Source organism: Bacillus sp. FSL M8-0277, from assembly GCF_037975305.1.
In the GTDB taxonomy this organism is placed as follows: domain Bacteria; phylum Bacillota; class Bacilli; order Bacillales; family Bacillaceae; genus Bacillus; species Bacillus pumilus.
The window spans coordinates 1,938,010-1,965,002 of sequence record NZ_CP150255.1 but is presented as its reverse complement, the minus strand read 5'-3'; the positions used below and the strand labels follow the sequence as shown (position 1 = coordinate 1,965,002).

24 protein-coding genes and 1 other RNA gene are annotated in these 26,993 nt (G+C 41.0%); 18 read left to right on the top strand and 7 right to left on the bottom strand.

The genetic code is table 11. The features are described from left to right. The first annotated feature begins 12 nt into the window (after positions 1-12). Positions 13-678 (top strand): bacillithiol biosynthesis deacetylase BshB2, encoded by a 666-nt coding sequence (gene bshB2 / locus MKZ05_RS09640; protein WP_339159930.1) that lies wholly within the window; start codon positions 13-15, stop codon positions 676-678. A gap of 247 nt (positions 679-925) precedes the next feature. Here the strand turns inward: bshB2 and MKZ05_RS09635 are convergent, their stop codons facing one another. Together MKZ05_RS09635 and MKZ05_RS09630 are read right to left on the bottom strand one after the other, a co-directional pair. Beyond that, positions 926-2,287: an MATE family efflux transporter gene (locus tag MKZ05_RS09635; protein WP_050943918.1), complete on the bottom strand. Its 1,362-nt coding sequence runs from the start codon at positions 2,285-2,287 to the stop codon at positions 926-928. A gap of 58 nt (positions 2,288-2,345) precedes the next feature. After that, complete coding sequence (locus MKZ05_RS09630; RefSeq protein WP_003215647.1) at positions 2,346-2,471, bottom strand: hypothetical protein; 126 nt, start codon at positions 2,469-2,471, stop codon at positions 2,346-2,348. Between the two features lie 78 nt (positions 2,472-2,549). Here MKZ05_RS09630 and cdaS point away from each other — a divergent pair, with 78 nt between their 5' ends. The 7 genes from cdaS (at position 2,550) to odhB (ending at position 12,778) form a co-directional block, all read left to right on the top strand. Then, entirely contained in the window at positions 2,550-3,176 is a 627-nt protein-coding gene (cdaS, locus tag MKZ05_RS09625; RefSeq protein WP_339159926.1) for a sporulation-specific diadenylate cyclase CdaS, read from the top strand. A gap of 405 nt (positions 3,177-3,581) precedes the next feature. Continuing rightward, positions 3,582-4,898 (top strand): peptidoglycan endopeptidase, encoded by a 1,317-nt coding sequence (locus tag MKZ05_RS09620; protein ID WP_050943919.1) that lies wholly within the window; start codon positions 3,582-3,584, stop codon positions 4,896-4,898. 75 nt (positions 4,899-4,973) lie between these two features. After that, complete coding sequence (locus tag MKZ05_RS09615) at positions 4,974-5,552, top strand: superoxide dismutase family protein (RefSeq protein WP_106032559.1); 579 nt, start codon at positions 4,974-4,976, stop codon at positions 5,550-5,552. Positions 5,553-5,641: 89 nt separating this feature from the next. After that, positions 5,642-6,520: a MoxR family ATPase gene (locus MKZ05_RS09610; RefSeq protein ID WP_050943921.1), complete on the top strand. Its 879-nt coding sequence runs from the start codon at positions 5,642-5,644 to the stop codon at positions 6,518-6,520. A gap of 11 nt (positions 6,521-6,531) precedes the next feature. Then, positions 6,532-8,448, top strand: coding sequence for a VWA domain-containing protein (locus tag MKZ05_RS09605; RefSeq protein ID WP_003215544.1), 1,917 nt, complete (start codon positions 6,532-6,534; stop codon positions 8,446-8,448). A 224-nt stretch (positions 8,449-8,672) separates the two neighbouring features. Continuing rightward, on the top strand, positions 8,673-11,507 hold the full coding sequence (gene sucA / locus MKZ05_RS09600; protein WP_003215743.1) for a 2-oxoglutarate dehydrogenase E1 component: 2,835 nt from the start codon (positions 8,673-8,675) through the stop codon (positions 11,505-11,507). A gap of 14 nt (positions 11,508-11,521) precedes the next feature. Continuing rightward, positions 11,522-12,778, top strand: coding sequence for a 2-oxoglutarate dehydrogenase complex dihydrolipoyllysine-residue succinyltransferase (gene odhB, locus MKZ05_RS09595; protein ID WP_339159922.1), 1,257 nt, complete (start codon positions 11,522-11,524; stop codon positions 12,776-12,778). Between the two features lie 35 nt (positions 12,779-12,813). Here the strand turns inward: odhB and MKZ05_RS09590 are convergent, their stop codons facing one another. From MKZ05_RS09590 to MKZ05_RS09575, 4 genes are all read right to left on the bottom strand, one after another. After that, positions 12,814-13,764: a bile acid:sodium symporter family protein gene (locus tag MKZ05_RS09590; protein WP_339159919.1), complete on the bottom strand. Its 951-nt coding sequence runs from the start codon at positions 13,762-13,764 to the stop codon at positions 12,814-12,816. Between the two features lie 146 nt (positions 13,765-13,910). Next, a complete protein-coding gene (locus MKZ05_RS09585; RefSeq protein WP_268458252.1) occupies positions 13,911-14,732 on the bottom strand; it encodes a superoxide dismutase in 822 nt (273 codons plus the stop codon). Then, positions 14,725-16,599, bottom strand: a complete 1,875-nt coding sequence (locus MKZ05_RS09580; RefSeq protein ID WP_339159914.1) for a prenyltransferase/squalene oxidase repeat-containing protein — start codon at positions 16,597-16,599, stop codon at positions 14,725-14,727. The genes MKZ05_RS09585 and MKZ05_RS09580 overlap by 8 nt, the downstream gene beginning before the upstream one ends. A gap of 102 nt (positions 16,600-16,701) precedes the next feature. After that, complete coding sequence (locus MKZ05_RS09575; protein ID WP_050943926.1) at positions 16,702-18,186, bottom strand: aldehyde dehydrogenase family protein; 1,485 nt, start codon at positions 18,184-18,186, stop codon at positions 16,702-16,704. 213 nt (positions 18,187-18,399) lie between these two features. On the opposite strand from MKZ05_RS09575, the gene MKZ05_RS09570 reads away from it, so the two are divergent. From MKZ05_RS09570 to MKZ05_RS09535, 8 genes are all read left to right on the top strand, one after another. Then, positions 18,400-18,612, top strand: a complete 213-nt coding sequence (locus MKZ05_RS09570; RefSeq protein WP_137055095.1) for a DUF6501 family protein — start codon at positions 18,400-18,402, stop codon at positions 18,610-18,612. Between the two features lie 49 nt (positions 18,613-18,661). Next, complete coding sequence (locus MKZ05_RS09565) at positions 18,662-18,799, top strand: DUF4025 domain-containing protein (protein WP_223250615.1); 138 nt, start codon at positions 18,662-18,664, stop codon at positions 18,797-18,799. Positions 18,800-19,240: 441 nt separating this feature from the next. Continuing rightward, entirely contained in the window at positions 19,241-19,579 is a 339-nt protein-coding gene (locus tag MKZ05_RS09560) for a PH domain-containing protein (protein WP_003215537.1), read from the top strand. 178 nt (positions 19,580-19,757) lie between these two features. Continuing rightward, positions 19,758-20,405 carry an SDR family oxidoreductase gene (locus MKZ05_RS09555; protein ID WP_003216148.1) on the top strand — a complete coding sequence of 216 codons (648 nt, stop codon included), beginning with the start codon at positions 19,758-19,760 and terminating at the stop codon, positions 20,403-20,405. 91 nt (positions 20,406-20,496) lie between these two features. Further along, on the top strand, positions 20,497-20,997 hold the full coding sequence (locus tag MKZ05_RS09550) for a TraR/DksA C4-type zinc finger protein (RefSeq protein ID WP_335356133.1): 501 nt from the start codon (positions 20,497-20,499) through the stop codon (positions 20,995-20,997). Between the two features lie 132 nt (positions 20,998-21,129). Then, positions 21,130-21,315: non-coding RNA, 6S RNA (ssrS, locus tag MKZ05_RS09545), on the top strand. Positions 21,316-21,448: 133 nt separating this feature from the next. After that, positions 21,449-23,230, top strand: a complete 1,782-nt coding sequence (gene recQ / locus MKZ05_RS09540) for a DNA helicase RecQ (protein WP_106028810.1) — start codon at positions 21,449-21,451, stop codon at positions 23,228-23,230. A 256-nt stretch (positions 23,231-23,486) separates the two neighbouring features. Then, a complete protein-coding gene (locus MKZ05_RS09535) occupies positions 23,487-24,278 on the top strand; it encodes a 3D domain-containing protein (RefSeq protein WP_003216022.1) in 792 nt (263 codons plus the stop codon). Between the two features lie 152 nt (positions 24,279-24,430). On the opposite strand, the gene MKZ05_RS09530 is transcribed toward MKZ05_RS09535, so the two are convergent. Beyond that, entirely contained in the window at positions 24,431-24,943 is a 513-nt protein-coding gene (locus MKZ05_RS09530) for a hypothetical protein (protein ID WP_050782689.1), read from the bottom strand. Between the two features lie 198 nt (positions 24,944-25,141). Here MKZ05_RS09530 and MKZ05_RS09525 point away from each other — a divergent pair, with 198 nt between their 5' ends. Next, entirely contained in the window at positions 25,142-25,681 is a 540-nt protein-coding gene (locus MKZ05_RS09525; RefSeq protein WP_003215636.1) for a DUF420 domain-containing protein, read from the top strand. A 168-nt stretch (positions 25,682-25,849) separates the two neighbouring features. Beyond that, positions 25,850-26,992 (top strand): citrate synthase, encoded by a 1,143-nt coding sequence (mmgD, locus tag MKZ05_RS09520; RefSeq protein WP_335356134.1) that lies wholly within the window; start codon positions 25,850-25,852, stop codon positions 26,990-26,992. Position 26,993: the final 1 nt, after the last annotated feature.

The window sequence follows — 26,993 nt, the reverse complement described above, 5'->3', positions numbered from 1 at the left end:
GGGTGACGAGTCATGAATGAACATGTACTAGTGATGCTGCCTCACCCAGATGATGAATCGTTTGGGGTTGCAGGTCTCATTGCACAAAGTAGAAAACGCGGCATCCCAGTCACGTATGCATGCGGGACACTTGGGGAAATGGGCAGAAATATGGGCAGCCCAACATACGCTAACCGTGAAACACTTCCTGAATTAAGAAAACAGGAATTAATCAGCGCCTGCAAAGAAATGGATATCACAGACTTACGTATGCTTGGACTTCGTGATAAAACATTGGAATTTGAAGACGACGAGTATTTAGCTGATGTGATGGAAACCATTATTAATGAAGTCAAACCTACACTGATTGTGACGTTTTATCCTGGACACGGTGTACATCCTGATCATGATGCGACAGGGGAAGCGGTGATTCGCGCTCTTTACCGTAAGAAAAAAGAAGATCGTCCTGTCACATACTGCATGGCCATTACGAAAAATAGAGAAGAAGTGCTTGGAAATGCAGATATTACGATCGACATTACAGATGTAGCAGATATCAAATTAAATGCACTGAGAGCGCATAGAACGCAAACAGAAGGCATGCTGAGAGAGCTTGAACAGAAGCTGAAAAACAAAGAACCTGTCGTCCAAAAATGGTTCGATGAAGAAATTTTCTGGACGTACCAATGGAATGACTAAATAAAAAAAAGCAGCTGACATTGATCAGCTGCTCAAATTGTTGACAAAGGGCTAAAATGATCTTGATTTTAGCCCTTTGTCTTCTTTTCAGCTTGATAGAAAACCTTTGAAGTCTAGGAAGGGCGAGCACCGGAACGGAGTGAATTTGACATTCGTGAGTACCGGCGCGCAGAGCTGACAACGAATGCGAGGGTTTGTCTACACGCTAGGCAGCTGACATCGATCAGCTGTTTTTTTTGTGTCGTATTTAGTGATTGGGCGCTTGTTGAAGCAATCGTTTTTCAATCAATCTGAGACGGATAAAGAGGACAATGGCACCAGCGGCAAGTCCGGCAATGAGACCAATCCAATACCCAAATGCCCCATACGAGGTATAGGTGCCAATCAGATAGCCGGAAGGAAGGCCGATCACCCAGTATGAAACAAATGCGGCAATGAGCGTATAGTTGACATCTTTATAGCCGCGCAGCGCCCCTTGAATGGGTGCAGCAATGGCATCTGACAGCTGGAAAAAGATCGCATAAATCAAAAATTGCTGTGTCAACTGTAAAACAGCCGATTCAGCTGTGTATAAACCAGCAATCTCTGGTCTAAATAATAAAATGAGTGCTGCCGTACACAAGGAGAATAATACCGCCGTTCCAATTCCGATATAGCTATAGCTTTGCGCGTCTTTATAACGCTTGGCACCAGCTTCAAACCCAACGACAATCGTTAAAGCCATCGAGATACTGAGCGGTAAAATATATAAGATGGAAGCAAAGTTCATCGCAGCCTGGTGACTTGCAATCGTCACAGTATCAAAGTGACCCATTAATAACGTAACTGCTGCAAAGATACTCGTTTCAAAAAAGATCGCAAACCCAATAGGAAGACCGATTTTCAGTATTTGCCCCATACGGGAGATATTGATTTGAGGCAGTTTCTGAAACAAACGAAATGAGGCAAATGGTTCTGCTTTCATGACAATACAAATACTCATGATGAAAATCGCCCAATACGTCAACGCAGAAGCAAGACCAGCTCCCGCACCGCCAAGCTTTGGAAAGCCAAAATTCCCAAAAATAAATACATAGTTTAACACAAAGTTAATCGGAAGTGCTGTTAACGTGATAAACATCGTTACACGTGTTTTCCCTAATGCATCAATAAATGACCTGAGCACCGAATAACCAAACAGTGGGATGATACCAAAAGCAAGAAAACTTAAGAAATGCCGCGCAATATCCTCTACGGATTGCTCAAGTCCAAGTCCCCCTAATACGTAAGGGATGCTAATTGTTCCAATTGCAATCACACAGATACTTAAAAGAAAGGATAAATAAATCGCCTGAAAGACAGCCTTAGGAACATCTTTTTTATGCCCTGCGCCCATCAGCTGAGCGACAATTGGCGTAACGGCCATTAATATACCAGCAAGTCCTGTATAAACGGGTGTCCAAATACTAGAACCGATCGCAACACCCGCAAGGTCTTCTGCACTCACTTTTCCAGACATCACGGTGTCTAAAAACGTAATAAGCGAAAGACCCGCTTGAGTGATTAAAATCGGAATCAAAATGGTTAAAAATAGTGTCACCTTAGCTCGAATGCTATTTGTTTCTCTCATCATAAGTTCCTCTCTGAACAGAAATAACGAGAGGATTATATCATGCTATGTAAAAAAATCAATTCTCTGTCGGATTATTTTTCTTAGATGGCTTCGTTTTTTTAAACATTTGGGCATAAATAAAGGAAAGACTGACAACACCTAAAATGCTGCAAGCATATTGAATCACTTTCTGAATGGTCATATTAAGTCACCTCCATAACAATAGAATGCGCATAATTTGTTATTTTATGACAACGAAAAGGAGGAGGGAAAAGGTCAAATGATCAATCGTACGAATGAAGAAGTGCAATTTAAAGTGGGCATGAGAACACACTTGATGAAAATTATGAAGGATGCAAGTGACATTATCGATACCCTTGATGAGATTGAGCAATGTCTACTTTGTGATCTCGAGTCATTACATGATGAGTTTAATGAAATGCATGCAGAGGCTTCCTCGTTTTATTTACAATCGTACATGGAAGAATTCACACCTGGATTTGCTCAATTTTCGTTAGCCATTGAGAGCTTATCAAAGCAAAAGCACGGGGCACTGATTGTGATACAAAGGCGGGATGAGGTCGAGGATTTTATTCAAAGAGGGACAAATCTTCATGCGAAAATTAGTGCTTCATTAATTGAAAGCATTTTCTACCCAGGAAATCCACTTCATGATGGTGCGCTTTTAGTCAAAGAAAATACGCTCGTATCTGCGGCAAATGTGCTCCCGCTTACTTCAAAAAAAGTCAGTCCTTCTCTTGGGACAAGACACAGGGCTGCGATTGGACTCTCTGGCATGACCGATGCACTTGTTCTCGTCGTTTCAGAGGAAACGGGTAAAATGTCATTTGCGAAAGAAGGAGTCCTTTATCCGCTCACTGTAAAAGAACCTGAAATCAGAAAATAAAAAACCAATCGCTGCATTCTTCATTCGGAAGGATGCTTTTTTCATTTGAGGAGAAAAAACAGGCAATTAAGTAAAAAGTCATTTGATACAGAAAAATTTGTCATGTAGAATAGAACTATGAAACTAGCAGCGTGCTTGTTTTGACAAATTTCTAAACGTCAACTTAAAAATTCCTTAAAAAATGTTTATAAATACAGCAAACGGCCGATACAAACGATATGGCTTTGTTTTAGCATTTTGAGTTGACTGCTTTAGCCTATTTGTTATTGCCCAACGTCTACATGTCGAGTAATATAATAGAAATAAAGATAAAATAGTGCAAGAGAAGCAGAGTCGTTAAATGCTAAACTTAAAACTAGTACATAAGTCTTGTTGAATGAAATCATGAAAGGCGGAGATTTATCTATGAAGAAAAAAGTAGTAACCGGCCTCACAGTTTCAGCGATCGCTGGCTCAGCTGTGTTTGCTGCACCGGCAGAAGCACAGACGATCAAGGTGAAAAGCGGTGACTCACTTTGGAAGATTGCCGAACAGTACAATACAAGTATTTCGGAGCTTCAATCTCTTAATCAACTAAAAACGACGATGATTTTTGCAGGACAAAGCTTGAAAATTCCTGGCGCAAAAAGCAAAAAATCCAGTTCGTCAACTGGTTCAAAAGCAACGAAATCAAATGCTTCAACGACATCAAGCTACACAGTAAAGCTTGGAGATTCTTTATGGCTTATTGCGAAAAATCATAAAATGTCAGTGGCAAGCTTAAAAAGTCTAAACAGCTTAAACAGTGACTTAATTCGTCCTGGACAAAAGCTAAAGGTATCTGGAAGCACGAAGACAAGCGGGAGCCAGTCATCAAACTCCTCTTCTAATTCCAGCTCAAACAATAAGACAACGAACTCAAATAGTTCATCTTCATCAAGTACATACAAGGTCAAATTAGGGGATTCTCTTTGGAAAATTGCGAATTCGCTCAATATGTCGATTGGTGAAATCAAAACATTGAACGGATTAAAATCTGATATGATTTATCCGAATCAAGTATTGAAAGTAAAAGGGACGGCTGCATCAAAACCAAGTCAGCCGAAACCTACTAAACCAAGCAATTCAAACAGTAACCAGTCTTCAAGCGGGAAAGCAACATCTTATACTGTAAAATCGGGCGATTCTTTATGGAAAATTGCGAATCAATTTAAAGTGCAAGTTCAGTCCATCCGTACAGCCAACAGCTTAAAAAGCGATGTGCTTAGAATTGGACAAGTTCTCAAAATTAATGGTGCAGCTTCAGGCTCAACTGGGTCGAATGGTTCTACGTCTAACGGCTCGACAAAGCCGGTCAACAATAACAAACCCGATGTGCCAATGAATGCAAAAATCACGACGATGATTCAAGAAGGTAAAAAGCTGACAGGCATTCCTTACAGATGGGGCGGCAATACACCATCTGGATTTGACTGCAGCGGCTTTGTTTATTATCTCATTAACAAGGTTTCGTCTGTATCGAGATTAAGCACTGCAGGCTACTGGAGTATGATGACACCTGTGAGCACACCTCAAGTTGGCGATTTTGTTTATTTCACAACGTACAAAGCGGGTCCATCTCATATGGGACTATACCTTGGCGGAGGAGATTTCCTTCACGCAAGTGACAACGGAGTGGGGATCTCAAACTTAAGCAATCCATATTGGAAAAAAGCCTATTTAGGTGCAAAACGTTTCTTCTAAAAAAGCCGATTTTCGGCTTTTTTTGTTTGCCCATTGATCAGGTTGTCCATACTGATATTAAAAGGGGGCAATCATATGAAAAAGTCAGTGTGGTTGATCATGATGTGTCTGGTCTTTGTTGCAACAGCTTGTCATGCACCGCCGAAAAAAGAAACGACAGAAGAAACCATTGAAGTTGCAGCACCTAAGCAAGCACCAGTTACCACGTCACTCATCAATGAAAACGGGCAAAAAATAGGGAGCATCGAAGTAAGAGACTCCTCAGAAAACGGGCTGGATTTACATGTGAAAGCGAAAAATCTGCCGCCAGGTCCTCATGGCTTCCATATTCACGAAACAGGAAGATGTGAAGCGCCAGATTTTGAAACGGCAGGGGCTCACTTTAATCCAACACACCGGGAGCATGGCTTTGATAACCCAAAGGGTCATCATGCTGGAGATATGCCTAATTTAGAAGTTGGGGCAGATGGACAAATTGATGTTGTCGTGAATGTACCAGATGTGACGTTAAAGGGAGGATCGAACCAATTAATCGATCAAAATGGGCGTAGCTTTATCATTCATGCAGAAGCAGATGATTACTTAAGCAACCCTTCTGGAAACTCAGGGAAACGCATCGCATGCGGAGCGATCACAAAAGAAATGGTAAAATAACAGATGTCTAGCCTTTATGTATTGAGTGCATAAAGGTTTTTTTAGTATACTTGGTGAGGAAAATGATCGAAGAGAGGAATTAATCATACATGTTTAACGAACAATTACTCCCAGAAGAAATTCAAGCAATGATTGAAGCAAAAGCAAAAGGACTAGAAGAAGAATTCCGTCCGCTTATTGGAACAGGCGGCTATGAATCACAGGACACGTCTATCATACAAGATGCGATGATTGCACTAGCACTCGGCAAAAACGTTCTTTTAAAAGGGCCGACTGGTTCAGGTAAAACAAAATTAGCAGAAACTTTATCTGCTTTCTTTCAGCAGCCGATGCACAGTGTGAACTGCTCGGTTGATCTTGATGCAGAAAGCTTGATTGGCTATAAAACCATTCACAATGATGGTCAAGTTGCTTCTATTGAATTTATTGAAGGACCTGTAACGAAAGCAATGAAAAAAGGCCATCTTTTATATATTGATGAAATCAACATGGCAAAGCCAGAAACCCTGCCTATTTTAAACGGTGTACTCGACTACAGAAAAATGATGACAAATCCATTTACAGGAGAGGTCGTTCGAGCAGATGAAGGCTTTGGCGTGATAGCGGCAATCAACGAAGGCTATGTCGGCACAGTGCCTCTAAATGAAGCATTAAAAAACCGATTTGTTGTCATTGACGTTCCATATATCGGCGGCGGCATCTTAAAGGATGTACTGCAATCTCAATCTGTATTAAAGGATGAACGTTTAATCGATCAATTCGTGCAGCTCTCATCAGACCTCATTACACAGGCACACAACGGGCAGGTGAGTGAAGAAGCAGCATCCATTCGCGCCCTTCTAGACACATGTGATCTTGCGCAATACATCCCGCCACTTCGTGCAGTTGAACGAGGGATTGTTGAAAAGCTAGAAGATGACCGGGAAAAAGCAGCGGTAAGAAATATTGCCCAAACATTATTCGAGTGAGGTTCTGAGTTTTGAAATTCATCAAATTTAATGACAGCAGAATCGATTCATTTTTATTTATGGAATTAACGGATTTAGCCAAAACGTTAGCAAAAAGTGATGATGTCGAGCTTGAATACGGGGTGCAGTCCTACTATGATCCTTTTGAAAAGAAAATTTTCATCAGCCATTTTTGGGATGACCGTAAACAGGAAGACATGACAGCCGGACTGAAAAGTGATGTATTCCTCCGTGCAGTAGGAACCGTTTATAGTGATCTGACTGTCTTTCAGGAAATCATTCGCTATGCTCATACAATGTCCATTCCTGACCTGTGTAAACAATTGTTTATGCTCTTTGAAGATATCCGGATTGAAGAGCGGATTAAACGTGACCGCCCAGGAACAAAAAAGGTATTTAAACGAAGAAGAGAGCTATACCGGCGTCATTTTAAGACGCAATTAACGATTAACCAAGAGCGGAGCATTTTAACGGATGCACTCTATTGTGCAATGTATGTGAAGCTGACAGCGGATTCACCGCTAGAAGAAATTCCGCCTCTTCACGAGCGGATCAACCCAATGATTCCATTTATTGAATCAAGTCTTGAGCGTGTATATGAAGCGCGTTCAACCGGAGATATCGCAGTCATCGTCAAAGAATTAATGGAAGGCTTTGATGAGCTTCTTGATAAAGATATGCTGAATACGTACTTTTTCTTCCCGGAATTGGACTATGAAAAAGCGGCAAAAGAACCGCTGTTTCATGACTTAAAAAGAAAACCTAAATTAAGCGAGGACATCAAAGTCGACCGGGAAAAAGAGGGCGATGAAGACATCCACCAAGAATATATGGAAGTGTGGCATCGAGAAACAGAAGCGCCGTCAAAAAGCTTCCTTCAATTTGATTTAGAGCACGGCGGGAAAAGTGATCTCGGGAAGGATGCAGCAAGAGAAGGCGATGACGGAGATCAAGCACTTGGCACTGTCCAAGGCTCTGCCAAGCAGACTCACCGAAAAGATTATTCAAAGCTTGAGGCGCTAGAAGAGGCTGAAGGCGAGGAAAGCGGAGCGGATGCTCATGAGAATGGAAAAGAGAACAAATATGCGTTTCCAGTCATGATTTCACCAGATCCTCCCGCGCCAGAACAAATCGATGTATACAAGCAGCACGCCAAGGAGATTGAGCCTTATCAGAAACGGTTAAAACAGATGATTCAAAAAACGCTCGAACATAAAAAAACATGGCCAAAAACGGATCTTCATGCAGGACGTCTGAGTAAAAAACTCATTCGTTATTTTACAGAGTCGAATCCGCGTCTTTTCTATAAAAAACAGGCACCTTCTTCGGAGATTGACGCTGTTTTCACTTTATTAGTGGATTGTTCTGCCAGCATGTTTGACAAGATGGACGAGACGAAAAAAGGCATTGTTCTATTCCATGAAGCCTTAAAGTCCGTTCAAGTCCCGCATCAAATTGTGGGGTTTTGGGAAGATACAAACGACGCATCAGAAACAAGTCAGCCGAACTATTTCAACACAGTCGTGTCGTTCAAAGATTCTTTATTTGATGCAGGTCCTTCCATTATGTCTCTTGAGCCAGAAGAGGATAACCGGGATGGCTATGCGATTCGCCAAATGACAAAAATGATATTAAAACGAAGAGAAGAGCAAAAGTTTCTCATTGTTTTTTCTGATGGAGAGCCAGCTGCATTCAGCTACGAACAAAATGGGATCGTCGATACACATGAAGCAGTTCTTGAGGCGAGGAAAAAAGGCATTGAAGTAATCAATGTGTTTTTATCCAATTCACCGATCGAAGAAGCACAGATGAAAACCATTCAAGATATGTATGGCAAGTTCAGCATTTTTGTACCAGATGTCGATACATTGCCAGATGTTTTATATCCGTTACTGAAGAAATTACTGCATAAAAGCATTGGGGCATAAGGTTTTGCCCCTTTCTTCAAAATATTTTTCGGAATGATTTAAATTTTTTGTTTTTCTGTGAATTTTTTATCTTTAATTGAACAAAGAATGTAGAAAGTAATCCGAAACAGTGGTAGAATATTATTGGAAGCGTTTTATTACATAAATTTGGTCATTGTGTTCTGGAAGTTATATCGAGATAGTGTTCAATCACTTGATGATCAAAGTTGGGGGTAGTGTTCAAAATGTTTCAAAATGATGTGAAACAACCGTTGAGTTGGGAAGAATTTCATGGTCCGAACCTCGGCTATGTGCTCGAGCTCTACGATCAGTATGTCCAGGATCCTACTAGTGTTGATGAAGATCTAAGAGGCATATTTGATGAACTTGGTGCACCACCGAGTGAAATGAAGGAGGAAATTGGGAAAAAAGAAAATAGCGTAGTTACTTCTGAACAAATCCAAAAGATAGCATCAGTCGTTAAACTGGCAGAAGACATCAGAACGTATGGCCATTTAAATGCTTCCGTCAATCCTCTTCGCAAAGAAAAGGAATTACAAGAGCTGTTTCCTTTAAAGGAATACGGTTTAACAGAAGAAGACGTCAAGAATATTCCAATATCTATTATTAGTCCTGACGCACCAAAACACATTTCAAACGGCATAGAAGCCATTAACCATTTGAGAAATACGTATAAGCGTACCATTTCATTTGAGTTTGATCACGTACATGATTTCGAAGAACGGAACTGGCTCTCAAAATCAATCGAGTCTGGTGAACTATTTAAGAAAAAACCAGCCGATAAACTAGTTTCTGTATTCAAGAGATTAACAGAAGTTGAGCAGTTCGAACAGTTTCTTCATAAAACATTTGTTGGGCAAAAGCGCTTCTCAATAGAAGGATTAGACGCACTTGTCCCAGTACTTGATGAAATTATTTCAGAGTCTGTTACACAAGGGACTTCAAATATTAACATTGGAATGGCACACAGAGGCCGTTTAAATGTATTAGCACATGTGTTAGGAAAACCATATGAGATTATTTTCTCAGAATTCCAGCATGCGCCAAATAAAGAGCTTGTTCCATCAGAAGGCTCTATTGGTATCAGCTACGGGTGGACAGGTGATGTAAAGTACCATCTTGGAGCAGATCGTCAAATTAAAGACGAAGATACAAAGAGTGCGAGAGTCACGCTTGCTAATAACCCAAGTCACTTGGAATTCATTGATCCAATCATTGAAGGAAGCACACGTGCTGCTCAGGAATTACGTACTCAAAAGGGCTATCCAGTACAAGACGTTGAAAAGGCATTAGCCATCTTAATTCATGGTGATGCGGCATTTCCTGGGGAAGGAATTGTGGCAGAAACATTAAATTTAAGTCAACTTGTAGGCTATCAAGTGGGCGGAACAATCCATATCATTGCAAACAATATGATCGGATTTACGACGGAAAGCAATGAATCTCGTTCAACGAAATATGCAAGTGACCTTGCAAAAGGGTTTGAGATTCCAATTGTTCACGTCAATGCAGATGATCCAGAAGCATGTTTAGCGGCTGTTCAATTAGCTGTAGAATACCGCAAACGCTTTAAGAAGGATTTCTTAATTGACTTGATCGGTTACCGTAGATACGGTCATAACGAAATGGATGAGCCTTCTACGACTCAGCCGATGCTGTACGATGCAGTCAGAAAGCACAAAACGGTCAAGAATATCTTTGCAGATAAACTTGTCACAGAAGGTCTTCTAACGAAAGAGCAGCGTGAAGAAATCGAGCAGGCTGTAGCGACGAGAATAGAAGAGGCCTATCAAAAGGTGCCTTCAAAGAAAGAGCATACGATTCAAGAAATTGAACTGCCAGAACCAGTATCAAATGGCTTCCCAGCAGTGGATACATCCGTAGAGTTTGATGTATTACGAAAGCTGAATGAAGAATTGATCAGCTGGCCGGACGATTTCCAAGTATTTGGTAAGCTTAAACGGATCCTTGAAAAACGTGCAAAAGTGTTTACAGATGACCGTAAAGTAGAATGGTCACTTGGGGAAGCACTTGCATTTGCATCTATATTAAAAGACGGTACGCCAATTCGAATGACCGGACAGGATTCAGAGCGCGGTACTTTTGCTCAAAGAAACCTTGTTCTTCACGACAGTCAAACTGGAGATGAATTTATTGCTCTTCATGAGCTGAGTGATGCAAACGCATCATTTACTGTTCATAATAGTCCACTGTCAGAGGGCTCAGTCATCGGGTTTGAATATGGTTATAATGTCTATTCTCCTGAAACGTTAGTCATTTGGGAGGCTCAATTTGGAGACTTCGCAAATGCGGCTCAAGTGTATTTCGATCAATTTATTTCAGCTGGACGCGCAAAATGGGGACAAAAATCAGGTCTAGTGATGCTCTTGCCTCATGGATATGAAGGACAAGGTCCTGAGCATTCAAGTGGAAGAACAGAGCGATTCCTGCAATCAGCTGCTGAGAATAACTGGACAGTGGCGAACCTCACAAGTGCAGCGCAATACTTCCACATTCTTAGAAGACAGGCGAAAATGCTGCTTCGTGAAGAGATTCGTCCGCTTGTCATCATGACACCGAAGAGTCTGCTTCGTAACCCGAACACATTGTCTGAAGTCCAGGAATTAACGGATGGACAGTTCCAACCAGTTCTTGAACAACCAGGCCTTGTGCATGATCACGAAAAAGTATCGCGACTCGTGCTATCTAGCGGGAAGGTATCAATCGATATTAGTGATCGTTTTACTCAAATGGAAGAGCCGAAAGATTGGCTTCACATTGCGAGAGTCGAACAACTATATCCATTCCCAGCCAAAGATATTAAAGCGATTTTATCAAAACTAACAAACTTAGAAGAAATCGTATGGGCGCAAGAAGAGCCACAAAATATGGGGGCTTGGGGATACATTGAGCCATATTTACGTGAAATTGCGTCTGAAAAAGTAAAAGTACGTTACATCGGCCGAAGAAGACGTTCAAGTACGGCTGAGGGTGATCCAACTGTGCATAAAAAAGAACAAGAACGAATTGTATCTGATAGCTTGACTCGCAAAAACTAAGGGGGAAATGAAAAATGGCGGAAATTAAAGTACCTGAATTAGCGGAATCGATCTCGGAAGGAACGATAGCTCAATGGCTAAAGCAGCCGGGCGATTATGTGGAGCAGGGAGAATACCTGTTAGAACTTGAAACAGATAAAGTCAATGTCGAACTGACAGCAGAAGAATCTGGTGTACTGAAAGAAGTGCTGAAGGATTCTGGTGACACTGTACAAGTTGGAGAAGTCATCGGAACAATTGCAGCGGGTGAAGCTGGCGGAAGCGAGTCCGCAGCTCCAGCACCTGAGCAAGAGTCTGCACCAGCTTCGAAAGAAGAACCGGTAGCTGCTCAAAAAGAAGAAGCAGTGAAAGAAGAGCCGAAATCTGGTAATGGCAGAACCATCGCTTCTCCTGCAGCTAGAAAACTAGCGAGAGAGAAGGGACTAGACTTATCTGAAATTCCAACCGTAGATCCGCTGGGCAGGGTACGAAAGCAGGATGTCGCTTCTTATCAAAAAAATGAAGCACCTGCAAGTGCACCAAAAGCCACGCCAAAAGCAAATGCTGCGGTGCAAAATGAACAACCAGGAAAGCCAATTGAACGTGAGAAAATGTCGCGCCGCAGACAAACGATTGCAAAACGTTTAGTTGAGGTTCAGCAAACGGCTGCAATGCTGACGACATTTAATGAAGTAGATATGACGGCTGTGATGGACTTAAGAAAACGCCGTAAAGATGCCTTCCTTGAACAAAATGATGTAAAGCTTGGCTTCATGTCTTTCTTCACAAAAGCAGTTGTAGCAGCACTGAAGAAATATCCGCTGCTTAACGCAGAAATTCAAGGTGATGAGCTCGTCTTGAAGAAATTCTATGACATCGGCATCGCTGTTGCTGCTAACGAAGGACTTGTCGTACCGGTTGTCCGTGATGCAGACAGATTGTCGTTTGCAGGGATTGAAAAGGAAATTGGTCATCTTGCGAAAAAAGCACGAGATAACAAATTGTCTCTAAATGAGCTGCAAGGTGGATCATTCACGATCACAAACGGCGGAACATTCGGTTCACTGCTTTCAACACCAATTTTAAACAGCCCTCAAGTTGGAATTTTAGGGATGCACAAAATTCAGCTTCGACCTGTGGCAATTGATGAAGAACGTTTTGAGAACCGTCCGATGATGTATTTAGCTCTTTCTTACGACCACCGGATTGTCGATGGTAAAGAAGCAGTTGGATTCCTTGTCACGATTAAAAACTTACTTGAAGATCCAGAGCAGCTATTACTTGAAGGATAATCTTCAATTTGAAAAGCTAGCACCCATTAAAGGTGCTAGCTTTTTTTCTTTTCATTTTCAGTATTTCCTCTCTTTGACCAATACGTCGCAAGCCAGGAACCAGATAAATTATGCCACACACTAAAAATGGCACTTGGTACGGCTGCAAGTGGCGAGAAGTGTGCTGTCGCTAGAGCTGCACCAAGTCCAGAGTTTTGCATGCCTACTTCAATCGAGATGGCTCTTCGAGAAGGGATATCCATTTTGCACCACTTTGCAATAAGGTAACCAAATAAAAGACCAAGTCCATTATGTAAGATCACAACGGCCAATATTAGCAGCCCAGATTGAAGAATCTGCTCTTTATTTGCACTGACAACCGCTGCAATGATCACTACAATTCCGGCGACAGATACAAGCGGCAATGCTTGAACCGCATAGGTCACTTGTTTTTTGAAAAACAATTTAACGATGACACCTAAGATAATTGGGATCAACACAACTTGTACAATTGACAAAAATAGCGCTTCCGGCGATACAGGTAACCATGATCTTGCAAAGAGTAAAATAAAGACAGGTGTAAAAAATGGAGCAAGAAGGGTCGATATGGTGGTGACGGCTACAGATAATGCCGTATTTCCTTTCGCCAAAAAGGTCATCACATTGGATGCTGTACCGCCTGGGCAGCAGCCCACAAGAATAACGCCTACTGCAATTTCAGAAGGAAGCTTTAATCCGTAAGCTAATAGAAAGGCGATAAGCGGCATGAGTGTGTACTGCGCCAGAACCCCAATCAGCACATAGAGAGGTTTTCGAAACAGCTCTTTAAAATCTTCAGCAGACAGGGTAAGCCCCATCCCAAACATAATAATACCGAGTAAAAAAGGAATATAAGGTCCAATCTTAGAAAATTCGGCAGGAAAGGCAAATCCAAGACACGCAAATAAAATGACCCAAATTGCAAAGGTTCTTCCTGCAAAGTGACTAATGGTTAATAAAATCTTCATTCATTGCTTCAGCTCTCTTTCTATACATATCTTTTCTATTTTAAATGAATTTTCTGAAAAAACAACCCATTCTTTTAGTGCCGATAATAATATTATGTAAACTATAAATACTCCATATAAGCAAATGCCTACATGGAGTAGCGTTTTTAAAAAGGGGTCCATTTCACTTGCTGAGCTTGCTTAAGGCGTGCTTCTGGCTCACGCCAGTCAACGACATTCCACCAGCGATCTACATATGTCGCTTTTTCATTCAGATATTGCAGATAGTAGGCGTGCTCCCATACGTCAAGAGCTAGAAGAGGGATCACATCCCATTGTGATAAAAATTGATGGCGTTCTGCTTGTAAAATCTCTAATCGCTGAGATCTTGGTGCCCATACGAGAATGGCCCATCCAACACCTTCAACTTGTTTGGCTGCAGCTGAAAATTGGGATTTGAATGCATCATAGCTTTCAAACGATTGTTCAATAAGACGAAGCATTTGACCAGTGGGCTTTCGTTTGCCTGAAGGACTCATAGAAAACCAAAAAATGCAATGTAAATAGTGTCCCGCACCATTGAAGGCTAGCTCCCGTTCCCAATGCTTGATCATTTTAAAATCATTGGTTCTTCTTGCTCTTTTTAAGGCAAGCTCAGCTTGGTTCAGACCATCAACATATGATTGATGATGCTTCTGGTGATGCAAATACATCACCTCTTTTGAAATAAACGGTTCTAGTGCATCATACCGGTAAGGGAGAGGGGGTAATTGATGGCCGCCAACTGCCACATCTCGCATTGCATCTTGTGGAATTATATCCTCTGCAATACTTTCAGCCAATTCGTACCACTCTTCTTCACTGGAATGTTCATCATTCATGATGAACGATAAATGTTCTGCTTTCTGACGGGTGTTGTCATCTTGAACTGCACCTTGAATGGAGCTAAGCCAATCTTTAAGCTGCATGCGATATTCTTCCTTATTCATTTTTACGCCTCATTTCTTCTAAAAATGTGGAACAAGCCATCATTGGAAAGACAAATGGATAGCTATGATAGGTGATGTAAAATTGCTTTGGAAGACCAATACCTACTGGATAGTGCAAGGCTTCACTCGAGTGCTGATGTTGAATCAAAAATGAGATGGCTTTTAAAATCACTTTGTCATCTGGCTGCACATATTGCAAAAGTGCCTCAGCAGCCCAAGCTGTTTGAACCACTGTTCCAAATGGAAGCGGGACATACCTTTTAACCTCTGCACTTTTACACGATTCTCCGAAGCTGCCATCTTCTAATTGAATTGTTTTTAAAAATCGACATGCTTTTTGAACAGCAGAATGCGATGAGGAGATGCCAGCAGCCTTTAGTCCTGTTAACGCAGCCCAAGTACCATAAATATAGCAAACGCCCCATCTGCCGAACCATGATCCGTTTTTCTCTTGATGATCAAGCAGCCATTTCACACAATGATCTTTTTGTCTTTGTATGAGTGGTGACATGCTATTCTCTTCAAGAGCAATAAGATGGAGCACACGACCTGTAATATCAGGCGTAGAAGGATCAATGGCCGCATCCTCAGCAGATTCGAGCGGGAGATGACGAAGCAAGAAGTGATTTTGATTTTTTTCAAAAGCTGAAAAGCCGCCATCCCGGTTTTGCATGGAAAGAAGCCAATCAAATCCTCGTTTCCACTGAACGGGAGCGTATGTTTGAGGAACGGCTTTTAACACAATTTGCGTATCATCGCAATCTGGGTTATTTGTGTTTAAATCTGAAAAACCAAAGCCTCCCGGAGCCGCATGCCGGTTATGGAACGCCCAATCTGCTTTCTTCATTTGCTGCCGGTTCAGTAAGTACGTAAAAGACTTTTTGATCACTGGATCATCTTGTGTTCTGCCTGCTCGCTGAGAAGCATAACTGACAAGCGCTGTATCCCAAACAGTGGATGTAGAATTCTCAGCATATTTCCTGCCCCGACAGTCAGTGACTAGCTGTTTCATCCCTTTGACTGCTTTTAAAATGAGATGATGTCCCGGAGAGTATCCAAGACTCATGAGTGCATAGACCATAAAAATACTGGCACTTAAATAGCTGTACAGCGTGCCATCTTTTTCAAGGCGTTCAAACATATACCGCTTCGCTGCCTCATACCCGAAAAAGTCGAGCCGGCTGTCGAGTGCTGTATACGACCGCATGTATGCTAGAAAGTGGTGAGTGGAACGTTCTTCTCTTGCCATAAACCAGTCAAAAGGATTTTTAGACATGTTTGCATCAAGATGTGCTAAGCTTGGAAACTGTTCATGTGAGGTATATCGTTTGTTGAGTGCAATCATCATTGGGACAAAATGAATTCTTGCATATGCACTAAGATGATAGAAGTGAAGCGGGAAGTATGTAGGGATGAGTAAAAATGAAAGTGGTGCATTGAAGTATGGCCAAGGGTGCATGCCATTGACGGCAAGCATCCACTTTGTCATAAAATGAACGTCCTTCAAACCGCCATTTGATCGAATAAAATGTGCTGCTTTTTCCATATGCGGCTCATCTTGTTGATACCTGCCTGACACGAGCATCCCGCAGTAGCCTTGCACAGTCGCGGTTACATGTCCCGCCTGATCATGATACAAAGAAAAAGAACCATCCTCATTTTGCTTTTCACGTATAGCTTCTGCCAATTGATGAACCAAAGCCTGATCCGAATCACCGACCGCCTTTAACAGCATAATCAAAAAAGCATTTGTCATCATTGGCCCTTCAAAGCAGAAGACAAAAGCGCCATCTTTTCGTTGTCTGCGCTGCATTTGCATGTGCAATTCATCAATATATTCGTTTACTTTTGTTTTAAAATCTTGCATATTCGGCCATGCTCCTTTCCTTTATTACTATATTCAGGAGCCTGCCTGTCACATGCAATCACAAAAAAGCCGATGACATGGTCACCGGCTTTATAGGCGTCATTAGTCTTGGAGATTAATCCACACACTTTTGACTTCTGTATAGTTGTTAAGGGCGTATGATCCCATTTCTCTGCCAAGACCTGATTGCTTGTATCCTCCAAACGGGGAGGCAGCATCAAAGACGTTATAGCAGTTGACCCAAATCGTGCCTGCTTCAAGACGTGCAGCAATGTCATGGGCATGCTTTAAGTTTTCTGTCCAAAGTCCTGCGGCTAAACCATAGTCAGACTGGTTGGCTCTTTCGACCACTTCATCAATGGAATCGTAAGGAATTGCAGATAGGACAGGTCCAAAGATTTCTTCTTTTGCGATGGTCATGTCATCTTCTACATCTTTAAAAACAGTAGGGGAGACAAAATAACCAGCCTCATAAGGGCAATCGCCACCGACAACGGCTGTTGCACCTTCTGATTTACCTTTTTCAATATAGCCTAACACGCGCTCGTGCTGTTCTTTACTTACGAGAGGTCCGATTTGCGTATCTTGATGAAGACCGGCTCCTTGTTTGAGGGATGTCGCATATTCAGCCATTTGATCGACAACCTCATCATATTGGCTCCGGTGAACAAAGACCCTAGAACCTGCACAGCATACCTGACCTTGGTTAAACATGACCCCATTTAAAGCACCTGGAATGGCTTTCTTTAAATCGGCATCTGGCAAAATAATATTTGGTGATTTTCCGCCAAGTTCTAATGTGACCCTCTTAATGGATTTGGCTGCTTTCTCCATGATGAGTTTCCCAACATTTGTTGACCCCGTGAAGGCAAGCTTATTCACATCAGGGTGATCGGTTAACGCATTCCCGGCTGTTTCGCCAAATCCAGGTACGATGTTAATCACACCTTCTGGGAAGCCGGCTTTATCCACTAATTCAGCTAAATAAAGAGCAGAGAGTGGTGTTTGTTCTGCTGGTTTTAACACGATGGTGCAGCCAGTCGCAAGTGCAGCACCCATTTTCCACATGGCCATAAGCAGCGGGAAATTCCAAGGAATGATTTGTCCTACAACGCCAACAGGCTCATGACGGGTATAATTAAAATATCCTTGGCTGACAGGAATGGTTTGTCCGCTTATTTTGGTTGTCCAGCCCGCATAATAGCGCATATGCTCGATTGCGAGAGGGATATCTGCATTGGTTGTTTCATTAATTGGCTTTCCGTTATCTAAAGTTTCGAGCTGAGCGAGCTCTTCTTGGTTTTCTTCCATTAAATCGGCAAGCTTAAACATGAGGCGGGCGCGTTCTGCGGCAGACATGGAGCGCCAAGGACCATGAAAGGCTTTTTTGGCTGCTTTTACTGCCTCATCAATGTCTTTTGCACCTGCTTCATATACATCAATAAGGGTTTCACCTGTGGCTGGGTTAGGAGTTGAAAAGGTTTTGTTATCGTGACTTGTGACAAACTGACCATTAATGTAGAGTTTTTTCGTCCCTTGGAGAAAAGATTCGAGTTTTGAACTAATTTGAAGTGTTGTAGAGCTCATAAATAAACAAACCTCCTTAAAGATATGGATTGTTCTGCGAGTTCTAGGTGAAAAAGCGGACCTGAAGCAAATGATCTAGTATACGCACATGGATGTAAACGTATACATTCATCATATTACACCACATGTTTGAAAGCAATCCATAACACTCATTGCATTTCATGAAAAATTGGCTAAAATAAATGTATAGATGAAAAAAGGAGTTTTTAAATCATGATCCATCAAAACTGGCAAACGGCTCAAACGTTAAAACAAGTAAAATGTATACATACGAATGCGAAAAAATATATGGTCGACCGTGCACTAACGGCTGGAAGCACATATGAAGTGAAAAATGAAACAGAAGAATTCCTGTTTGTCGTTGATAATACAGGTAAAGTAGGCGGGTATTATAAAGAGTATTTCGAAGACTTTTCTGCTGAATGATTTTGATCATCATCACTCATACTAAGAAAAACAGTAAAGGGTGATGATGATGAAAAAGAAGCAAACAGATGAGCAGAATCAACAAAATGCTTGGCATGATAACGAAGATGCTGATATGGCAATTACGCTTGAGCAGATTTCCGATGTATATGCCGAGGGAACCATTGAAACACCAAAAGACGAATAGTCCAGATTGTTGACAAAGTGCTAAAATGATCTTTATTTTAGCACTTTGTCTTCTTTTTCAGTGTGACATGAAAACCTTTGCAGCCCTAGGAAGGACGAGTACCGGCGCGGAGCGAATTTGACATTCGTGAGCACCGGACTGACAAAGAATGCGAGGGTTTGTCTACACGCTGACAGTGATTTGAAAAAATCACTGTTTTTTTATTGGTCACAATTCAACCATTTTTCTCAAAAAGAACTGAAACTTTTTTCCTGCTTTAACTGTCTAAATAAGTAGAGGAAAGAGCATCGAATCAAAAAGAAAAAGTTAAATGAAATTTAATCTATTCGTAATGGAATAACGATCATTTATAGCGTATTCTATAAGTGAGAACAAAACGTACCCACAGAGCGTGTGGCCGTTTTTTCATAAAGGAATTTGATGGAGGAAGAGGGGGTTTACGTGGGTATTTTTTCTGTCAGTAAACAAAATGATAAGAAATTCGAATCCTTACTAATTGAAGGGGAAAGAATTGAAGCTGTTTACAGACTGCGTCACGACCAAATTTGTTTCACCAATAAACGACTGATCTTTGGCGATAACCGCGTATTTTCTAAGAAGAAAGTTAGGGTCTCCTTGCCATATCGATCAATTGAAAGTTTTGCCATTCAAGAAGCTGGCGTGTTTGATCAGGACACAGGTATGCTGCTTGTCACAAGCTCAAAAGTATTTGAACTCGATTTTTCAAAAGAGACGGATTTGAGTGATGTTCAAGCCATTTTGACAAAACATATTTGCTGATCAACCTTGCGATTACATAGATCACATGCACTTTTCTCATTCTACGTATTTATTTTAATAGATCGCACATTGCCTGAGCCCTTCCCCATATTTTCTGGGAAGGGCTTTTTTTGTTTAGGTGTTTGAATGATAGCAAAAAAGGATAAAGATGAAACAGATACAGAAAGGAGAATGAACAATGAAAGTATTAGTTGCTGGAGCAAATGGACATACAGGTAGACTCGTCATTCGTTATTTAAAAGAAAAAGGACATGAGCCGCTTGCTCTCATTCGAGATGAAAAACAAGCGGATGCGCTAAAAGAACTAGGTGCAGCGCCTGTCATCGGTGATCTTGAAAAGGATGTGACAGATGCTGTGAAACAAGCAGATGCTGTCATCTTTGCAGCTGGTTCAGGCTCGAAAACAGGTGCAGATAAGACGATTGCAGTGGATCAAGAAGGTGCAAAACGTCTTGTCGACACAGCGAAAAAAGAAAACATTCAGCATTTTGTGATGCTGAGTTCCTTTAATGCCGATGATCCAAACCAGGGAAAAGGGCAAGGAAGTATGGAAATTTATTATGAGGCGAAAAGAAAAGCAGATGAACATTTAAAACAGTCTGGACTTTCCTATACCATTGTCCGTCCAGGTGCCTTGCTGCATGAGGAAAAGACAGGAAAGATTGAAGCTGCGGAGCATATTTCAGATAATCAAAACATTGAGATTTCAAGAGAGGACGTAGCCACTGTACTAGTGGAAAGCTTAACAGAATCCAATGTGAAAAATAAATCCTTTGACTTAATTAAAGGGGATAAACCAGTAGAAGAAGCACTTCGCACCCTGTAAGAGAAGCAAGCTGCTGCCAATAAGGCGGCGGCTTTTTTGATGTTTTCAATTCCCTTGCAGCGGGAAGGTAATAAGAAAGGAGTGATTGACCGTGGGCTTAACGAAAGAACAAAAAGCTGATTTATACGAAAGATTGAATCAATTAAAGGAAGATGTAAAAGGGTCAAAAAAGAAAGAAGAATCTATGCTAAGTGAATCGAGCGAGATTTCAAATGGTGTTGGGAACCATATAGCTGATCATGGGAGCATCTATTTAGACCGCATGACCGAACAAACGCTGGACCAAGTTGACGGCCAGCTTGAAGCTGAAATTGATGCAGCACTGAAACGAATGGAAGACGGAACATATGGGGTTTGTGAGAAAACAGAGAAAGACATTCCATATGAACGTTTAAAAGCAGTTCCCTATACACGTTATTCAATCGATGCGAAGAAAAATGAAGAAACCACTCAAGACCCAAACGAGTTTGACCGTAATTTCTCAGATCAAATGCGTGATTTAACAAATAGACAAACAATGGATCAGATGCATTCAGATACGTATGAACGATTAGAGGAAGAGCAGGATGTTGACATAGACGAAGAAAAATAGGATAATAAAGCGAAGTTACATTTTTTCAGAATAATTTTTTCTTATGTATGCAATGACAAATATCTTGTATACATGAGTATTTCATAGAAAAAAGATCTCTTGAAATTTAATAAACTTTCGTGTAATATAGTTTAAAGGCTGCGATGCGCGTAATGTTAATTAAGTTTTAACCTTTAAGCTGTAATAGGGAGTTTTATATTGAAGCCGGAATGTCATGCCTCCTTAGAGAGGAAGACAGGAACGTTTCTGCAAACACCCACTTTGAGGAGTGGTGGTTTAAAACTTTCTTACTTAGATTACGGCATCCGCAGCTTTTCCTAGGATGATTCAAGCCATTTTCCATTTCGGAAAATGGCTTTTTATTTTGTAAAAAGACGAAATTCGACTGATCGCCTGTAGAGGCAAGAATCTATGTTAAAATGGACAAAACAAATGACGGAGAGGGAATTGAATGTTAGAACAAGCAGAAGCACTCCTGAAACAATATTATGGCTTTGATGCCTTTAGAAAAGGACAGAAACAAGCTATTGAAGCGATTGTAAATAAACAAAAGGATACCGTCTGCATTATGCCGACAGGCGGAGGGAAGTCAGTTTGCTATCAGATCCCTGCGCTAATGATGGAAGGTACAACGATCGTAGTATCTCCGCTTATTTCTTTAATGAAGGATCAGGTTGATGCGTTAAATGAGATGGGCATACGTTCTTCCTTTTTAAACAGTACTCTGTCCGCAGCTGAAATGAATGAAAGGCTGAAAAAATGCGAAAACGGGGAATATGAACTGCTTTATATCACACCTGAACGCTTACAAAATGAACGTTTTTTTCAGCTGTTAGATCGGTTAACGATTCCTTTAATCGCGATTGATGAAGCGCACTGTATATCCGAGTGGGGACATGATTTTAGGCCAAGTTATCGCTTCATTCAAGAATGCTTGAACAAGCTGTCAAAAAGACCGGTGATTGTCGCATTAACAGCTACAGCGACGAAAAAGGTACACCAAGATATATGTGAACAGCTTGGCATAAACGGAGAAGAAACCGTCTTTACTGGGTTTGCTAGAGAAAATTTGTCCTTTCAAGTGATCAAAGGAGAAAACAGTGAACGTTTTATCACACAATATATGAAGAAAAACAGTCTTGAGTCTGGCATTATTTATACAGCCACTCGTAAAGAAGCGGATAATATTTATCATCGACTAAAAAAACAAAAGATCAAAGCTGGCGTTTATCATGGTGGATTGGATGATCATACGAGAGAAGAGCAGCAAAACCTCTTTTTAAATGATGATATCCAGGTGATGGTCGCCACATCAGCATTTGGCATGGGAATCAATAAGTCGAATGTCCGTTTTGTGATCCATCATCAAATTCCAAGGGATATTGAAAGCTACTATCAAGAAGCTGGGCGTGCCGGCAGAGATGGGCTTGAAAGTGAATGCATCTTACTGTTTTCACCTCAAGGTGTAAGAGTGCAGCGCTTTCTCATTGAACAGTCAATAGAAGATGAGACGCGCTACCAGCATGAGCTGCTTAAATTAAGGCAAATGGTGGATTACTGTCATACTGAGCAATGTCTGCAGCAATTTGTGATGGATTATTTTGATCAAACAGCTAGTTCGCCTTGTGGTAAATGCAGCAACTGCCTTGATGAAAGAGAGCGTGAAGAGGTCACAAGAGAAGCACAGATGGTGTTATCTTGTACAGTGAGAATGAATGAGCGCTTCGGTAAAATGATGATCGCCCAAGTATTGGCAGGCTCTAGAAACAAAAAAGTGCTAGAGCTAGGTTTCGATCGTCTCCCTACATATGCTTTAATGAAACAACATTCGGCTCAGCAAATCAGTGACTTCATTGAATTTTTAATTACAGAAGAGTATTTGCACATGTCTGAAGGAGCTTACCCAACACTGAAGGTGACCCATAAAGGGAAGAAAGTGTTAGTTGGACAAGAGGCTGTGTATAAAAAGCAGGCGATCAAAGCAGAAGCCATTCAAGAAAACGATGCATTATTTGAGCGATTGAGATCGCTGAGAATGAAGCTAGCTAGAGAGCAAGGTGTTCCGCCGTTTGTTGTCTTTTCTGATCAAACATTGAAGGAAATGTCAGCGGTAGAGCCTCAAACAGATGATGAATTACTCCAAATTAAGGGGATTGGCGCTCAAAAAAGAGAGAAATACGGAGATGTTTTTTTAGAAGAAATTCGTTTATTTATAGAAAAAGAGAAAAAATAAAGAGTTTGAAGAAGAAAAATAAATATTTTTCGCTGCACTTGGACACGTTTTCATCAGGCCGTTTTTGATCCTTTTAAAACCTTGATATGGCAGGGAATCAAGCCGTTTTGTGGTCTGATTTACCAATGGAGAGAGATGTTTCATGTAAAGGAACTGTAATCTAAAACATATCGTTTTGTTATTGAATTGACATTTACATATGTTACGATAGCACTCGTTAGCCGCCATAAAAAGCTAACAAGGGAGGATTTACTTTATGAAGAAGACTATTATGTCCTTGGTTGCTGTTGCAGCAATCTCAACAACAGCATTTGGAGCGCAGCAAGCTTCTGCAAAGGAAATCACTGTACAGAAAGGTGATACACTTTGGGGAATCTCACAAAAAAATGATGTGTCTCTAAAGGACCTAAAGGGTTGGAACAATTTATCTACTGATATGATCTATGTAGGTGATAAATTGACAATCTCTTCAAAAGAGAAAACTCAGGAGCAGTATAAAGTCCAGAAGGGGGACAGCCTCTGGAAAATCGCTCAAAAATTCAATGTGTCAATTAGCGATATTAAGTCTTGGAATAACTTAAACTCAGATATAATTATGGTTGGTTCAACACTAAGTGTTGCTGGCCAAAGCTCGGCTCCGGTAAGCTCAGAACCTGTTCAAAAACAGGAACCTGTCCAAAAAGAGCAAACAACGAAAAAAGCTGCTCCTAAAAAGGAAACAGCTAAAGCAGAATCATCTTCTGCTAGTCAGAGTGTACAAAAAGAAATGACTGTTACAGCTACGGCTTATACAGCAAATGATGGTGGCATCTCAGGTATTACTGCAACAGGGGTAAACTTAAACAAAAACCCAAATGCAAAAGTCATTGCAGTAGATCCTAATGTCATTCCATTAGGAAGTAAGGTTTATGTTGAAGGCTACGGTGAAGCCATCGCAGCAGATACTGGCGGCGCAATTAAAGGTAACAAAATTGATGTACATGTACCAAGCAAATCCCAAGCGAAAAATTGGGGCGTAAAATCAGTCAAAGTAAAAGTACTTAACTAGTAAATAATTGTTTTTTGGAAGAAAGCATCAGGTGGCGGCCTGATGCTTTTATTGTACCCTTTTTTTGGTCAAAAATACACATATTTTTCAGAAAAATTTGCATTTTCGACAAAAAGTAGCGCATATCTTATGATACACGCTGGTTTTTGTCGTTAGCTGTCCACCCAATAAATTTCTCCGCTTTGTTCTTTCCAATTGATCTGGACATCAAATTGATGCTTTTCATAAAAATGAATTAAGCGATCTACGTGATCCCAGTCTCTTTTGACGAGGTCGCCAGTAATCACGGGTATGTTCTGCTCTCTTGCGATTTCTTTTAAATGCTTCATGCAGATGGAGCCGTATCCATTATCTGGCGGGCCTTTAATATCGGCAATATGAATCTTTCCTTCTTCAGGATATTCCGCAATTAAGGAAAAATCAGATTGTCCGCGAAAAGCTTTTTCACAATCGCTGAGCATAATTTTACATGTATCTGCACTTTCAATGGCAGAGACGATCAGCCACTCATCTTCTTTCGCTTGATCGATGCCAATGATTTTTGCTTTTTTCGAAATATCTTTCATATTTTCTTGCATTCGATACATTTGGAACTGCAATTGCTGTAATTCTTGCTCTAACGTCTTCACATCGTTGGCTGTTTCCTGTAAGATTGACAAGTCCATTACTCCTTTCCTATCAGAAATGATCAAAATCACATAAATTCCAATTTTAAAGGAAGTGGATGGATCTTTCAAGCCGTTAGAACGCCTGCAACCTGCAAGTTTGTCTAAAATTCGACGAAGACAGCGAATTCATTGACTTTATAGAGAAATTTAAATAACATACTCTTAGTCGGAACTAATAAAGAGAGGTTTTCAAACATGAACGAACAGAATCAAAAACCGAAAAATTTTACTGGTATTGTGATCATTTTAACAATTGCCATCAACGGATTAATCGCTTTATTATTTTTAATGCCAAAATCAGATAAATTTAGCCATCTGGATATTACATTTTTGCCGTTACTTAATGCCGTGATGAACAGCTTTACGTTTATCTTTTTACTTTCAGCACTCATCATGATTAAACAAAAGAACATTAAAGCGCACAGACGATTTATCTTTGCTGCATTTTCAACGACACTTGTCTTTTTAATTTCGTATGTGACCTATCACTCAATGGCAGCTGATACCCATTTCGGAGGAGAAGGGATTATCCGTCCAATTTATTTCTTTATTTTAATCACACATATCGTCTTATCAGCAGTCATTGTACCGCTTGCCCTGATTACGCTGTTTAGAGGCGCACAGATGCAAGTCGAGCGTCACCGTAAAATTGCTCGCTGGACCATGCCGCTGTGGCTTTATGTCAGTCTCACTGGCGTCATTGTGTATATGATGATTTCTCCATACTACAGCTAACGTATGTCCAACTGGACATACGTTCTTTTATTTACAAGATGCAGTGCTTTGGATAAAATGGGAATTGGGTATCCGACTTGCACGGTATCTTCCCATCTATAGACTCACATCATTTCTGGCCGTTTGCTCGTTTGGAGAACAACAATTGAACGAAACGGGGGTTATATGATGACTGAACAACTGCAGTATAAACCGGGGCTTGAAGACATTGTGGCAAGCGAAACGTCTATCTCATACTTAGATGTGCAGCAAGAAGAGATTGTAATTCGCGGGTATGACCTCATCGAGTTGGCACAAAAAAAGACCTATTTAGAAACAGCCTATCTGCTTATTTATGGAAGATTACCAGATGCGATGGAATATCACCAGTTTCAGCAAGACATTTCCTCACAAACGAACTTACATCCAACCATTCAAACCATTTTAACAAAACTGCCAAAAACCACACATCCGATGGATGCCATGAGAACGTGCATATCTGCTCTTAGTGGGTACGATGATGCGTTACAAGATCGATCAGAAGCATGCCAGCAAAAGCGTGCTGTTCGATTACTCGGCCAGCTGCCGGCCATTGTCGCTGGAAGCTATCATATTCTCACAAAAGACGCCGCTATTTCTCCAGATCAGACCAAATCCTACACAGAAACCTTTTTAACCATGCTAACCGGACGCACGCCAACCCAAGACGAAATCACCGCTTTTGACCAAACACTCACATTATATAGTGAACATGAGCTGCCTAATTCAACGTTTGCCGCTAGAGTCATCGCATCCACACATTCTGATATGTATGGTGCTTTTACTGGAGCAATTTCTTCATTAAAAGGTGACTTGCACGGAGGAGCGAATGAAGCTGTCATGCATATGCTTCTCGAAGGGAAAACAACGGAAGGCTTCCTTGCGCTGATTGAGCGAAAATTAGCAGCAAAGGAAAAAATGATGGGCTTTGGCCATAGGGTATACATGAGAAAAATGGACCCAAGAGCCGCTCTTTTAAAACGATCATTGAAAACGCTTACGGAATCAAAGGGAGATACAACGCTTTATGACATGTGTGTAGCAGGAGAGGCATACATGAAAGAGAAGAAAAACCTCTATCCGAACCTTGATTATTACGCCGCACCTATTTATTACGTGCTCGGGATTCCAATTTCACTTTATACACCGATTTTCTTTGCTGCAAGGGCAAGTGGATTAGCTGCTCATGTCATTGAACAGCATTTGCATAATCGCATTTTCAGACCGAGAGTCCGTTATTTAGGGCCAAGAGAATTAAAAGTTTCAGATGATGATGGAAAAATGGGGGAATGAA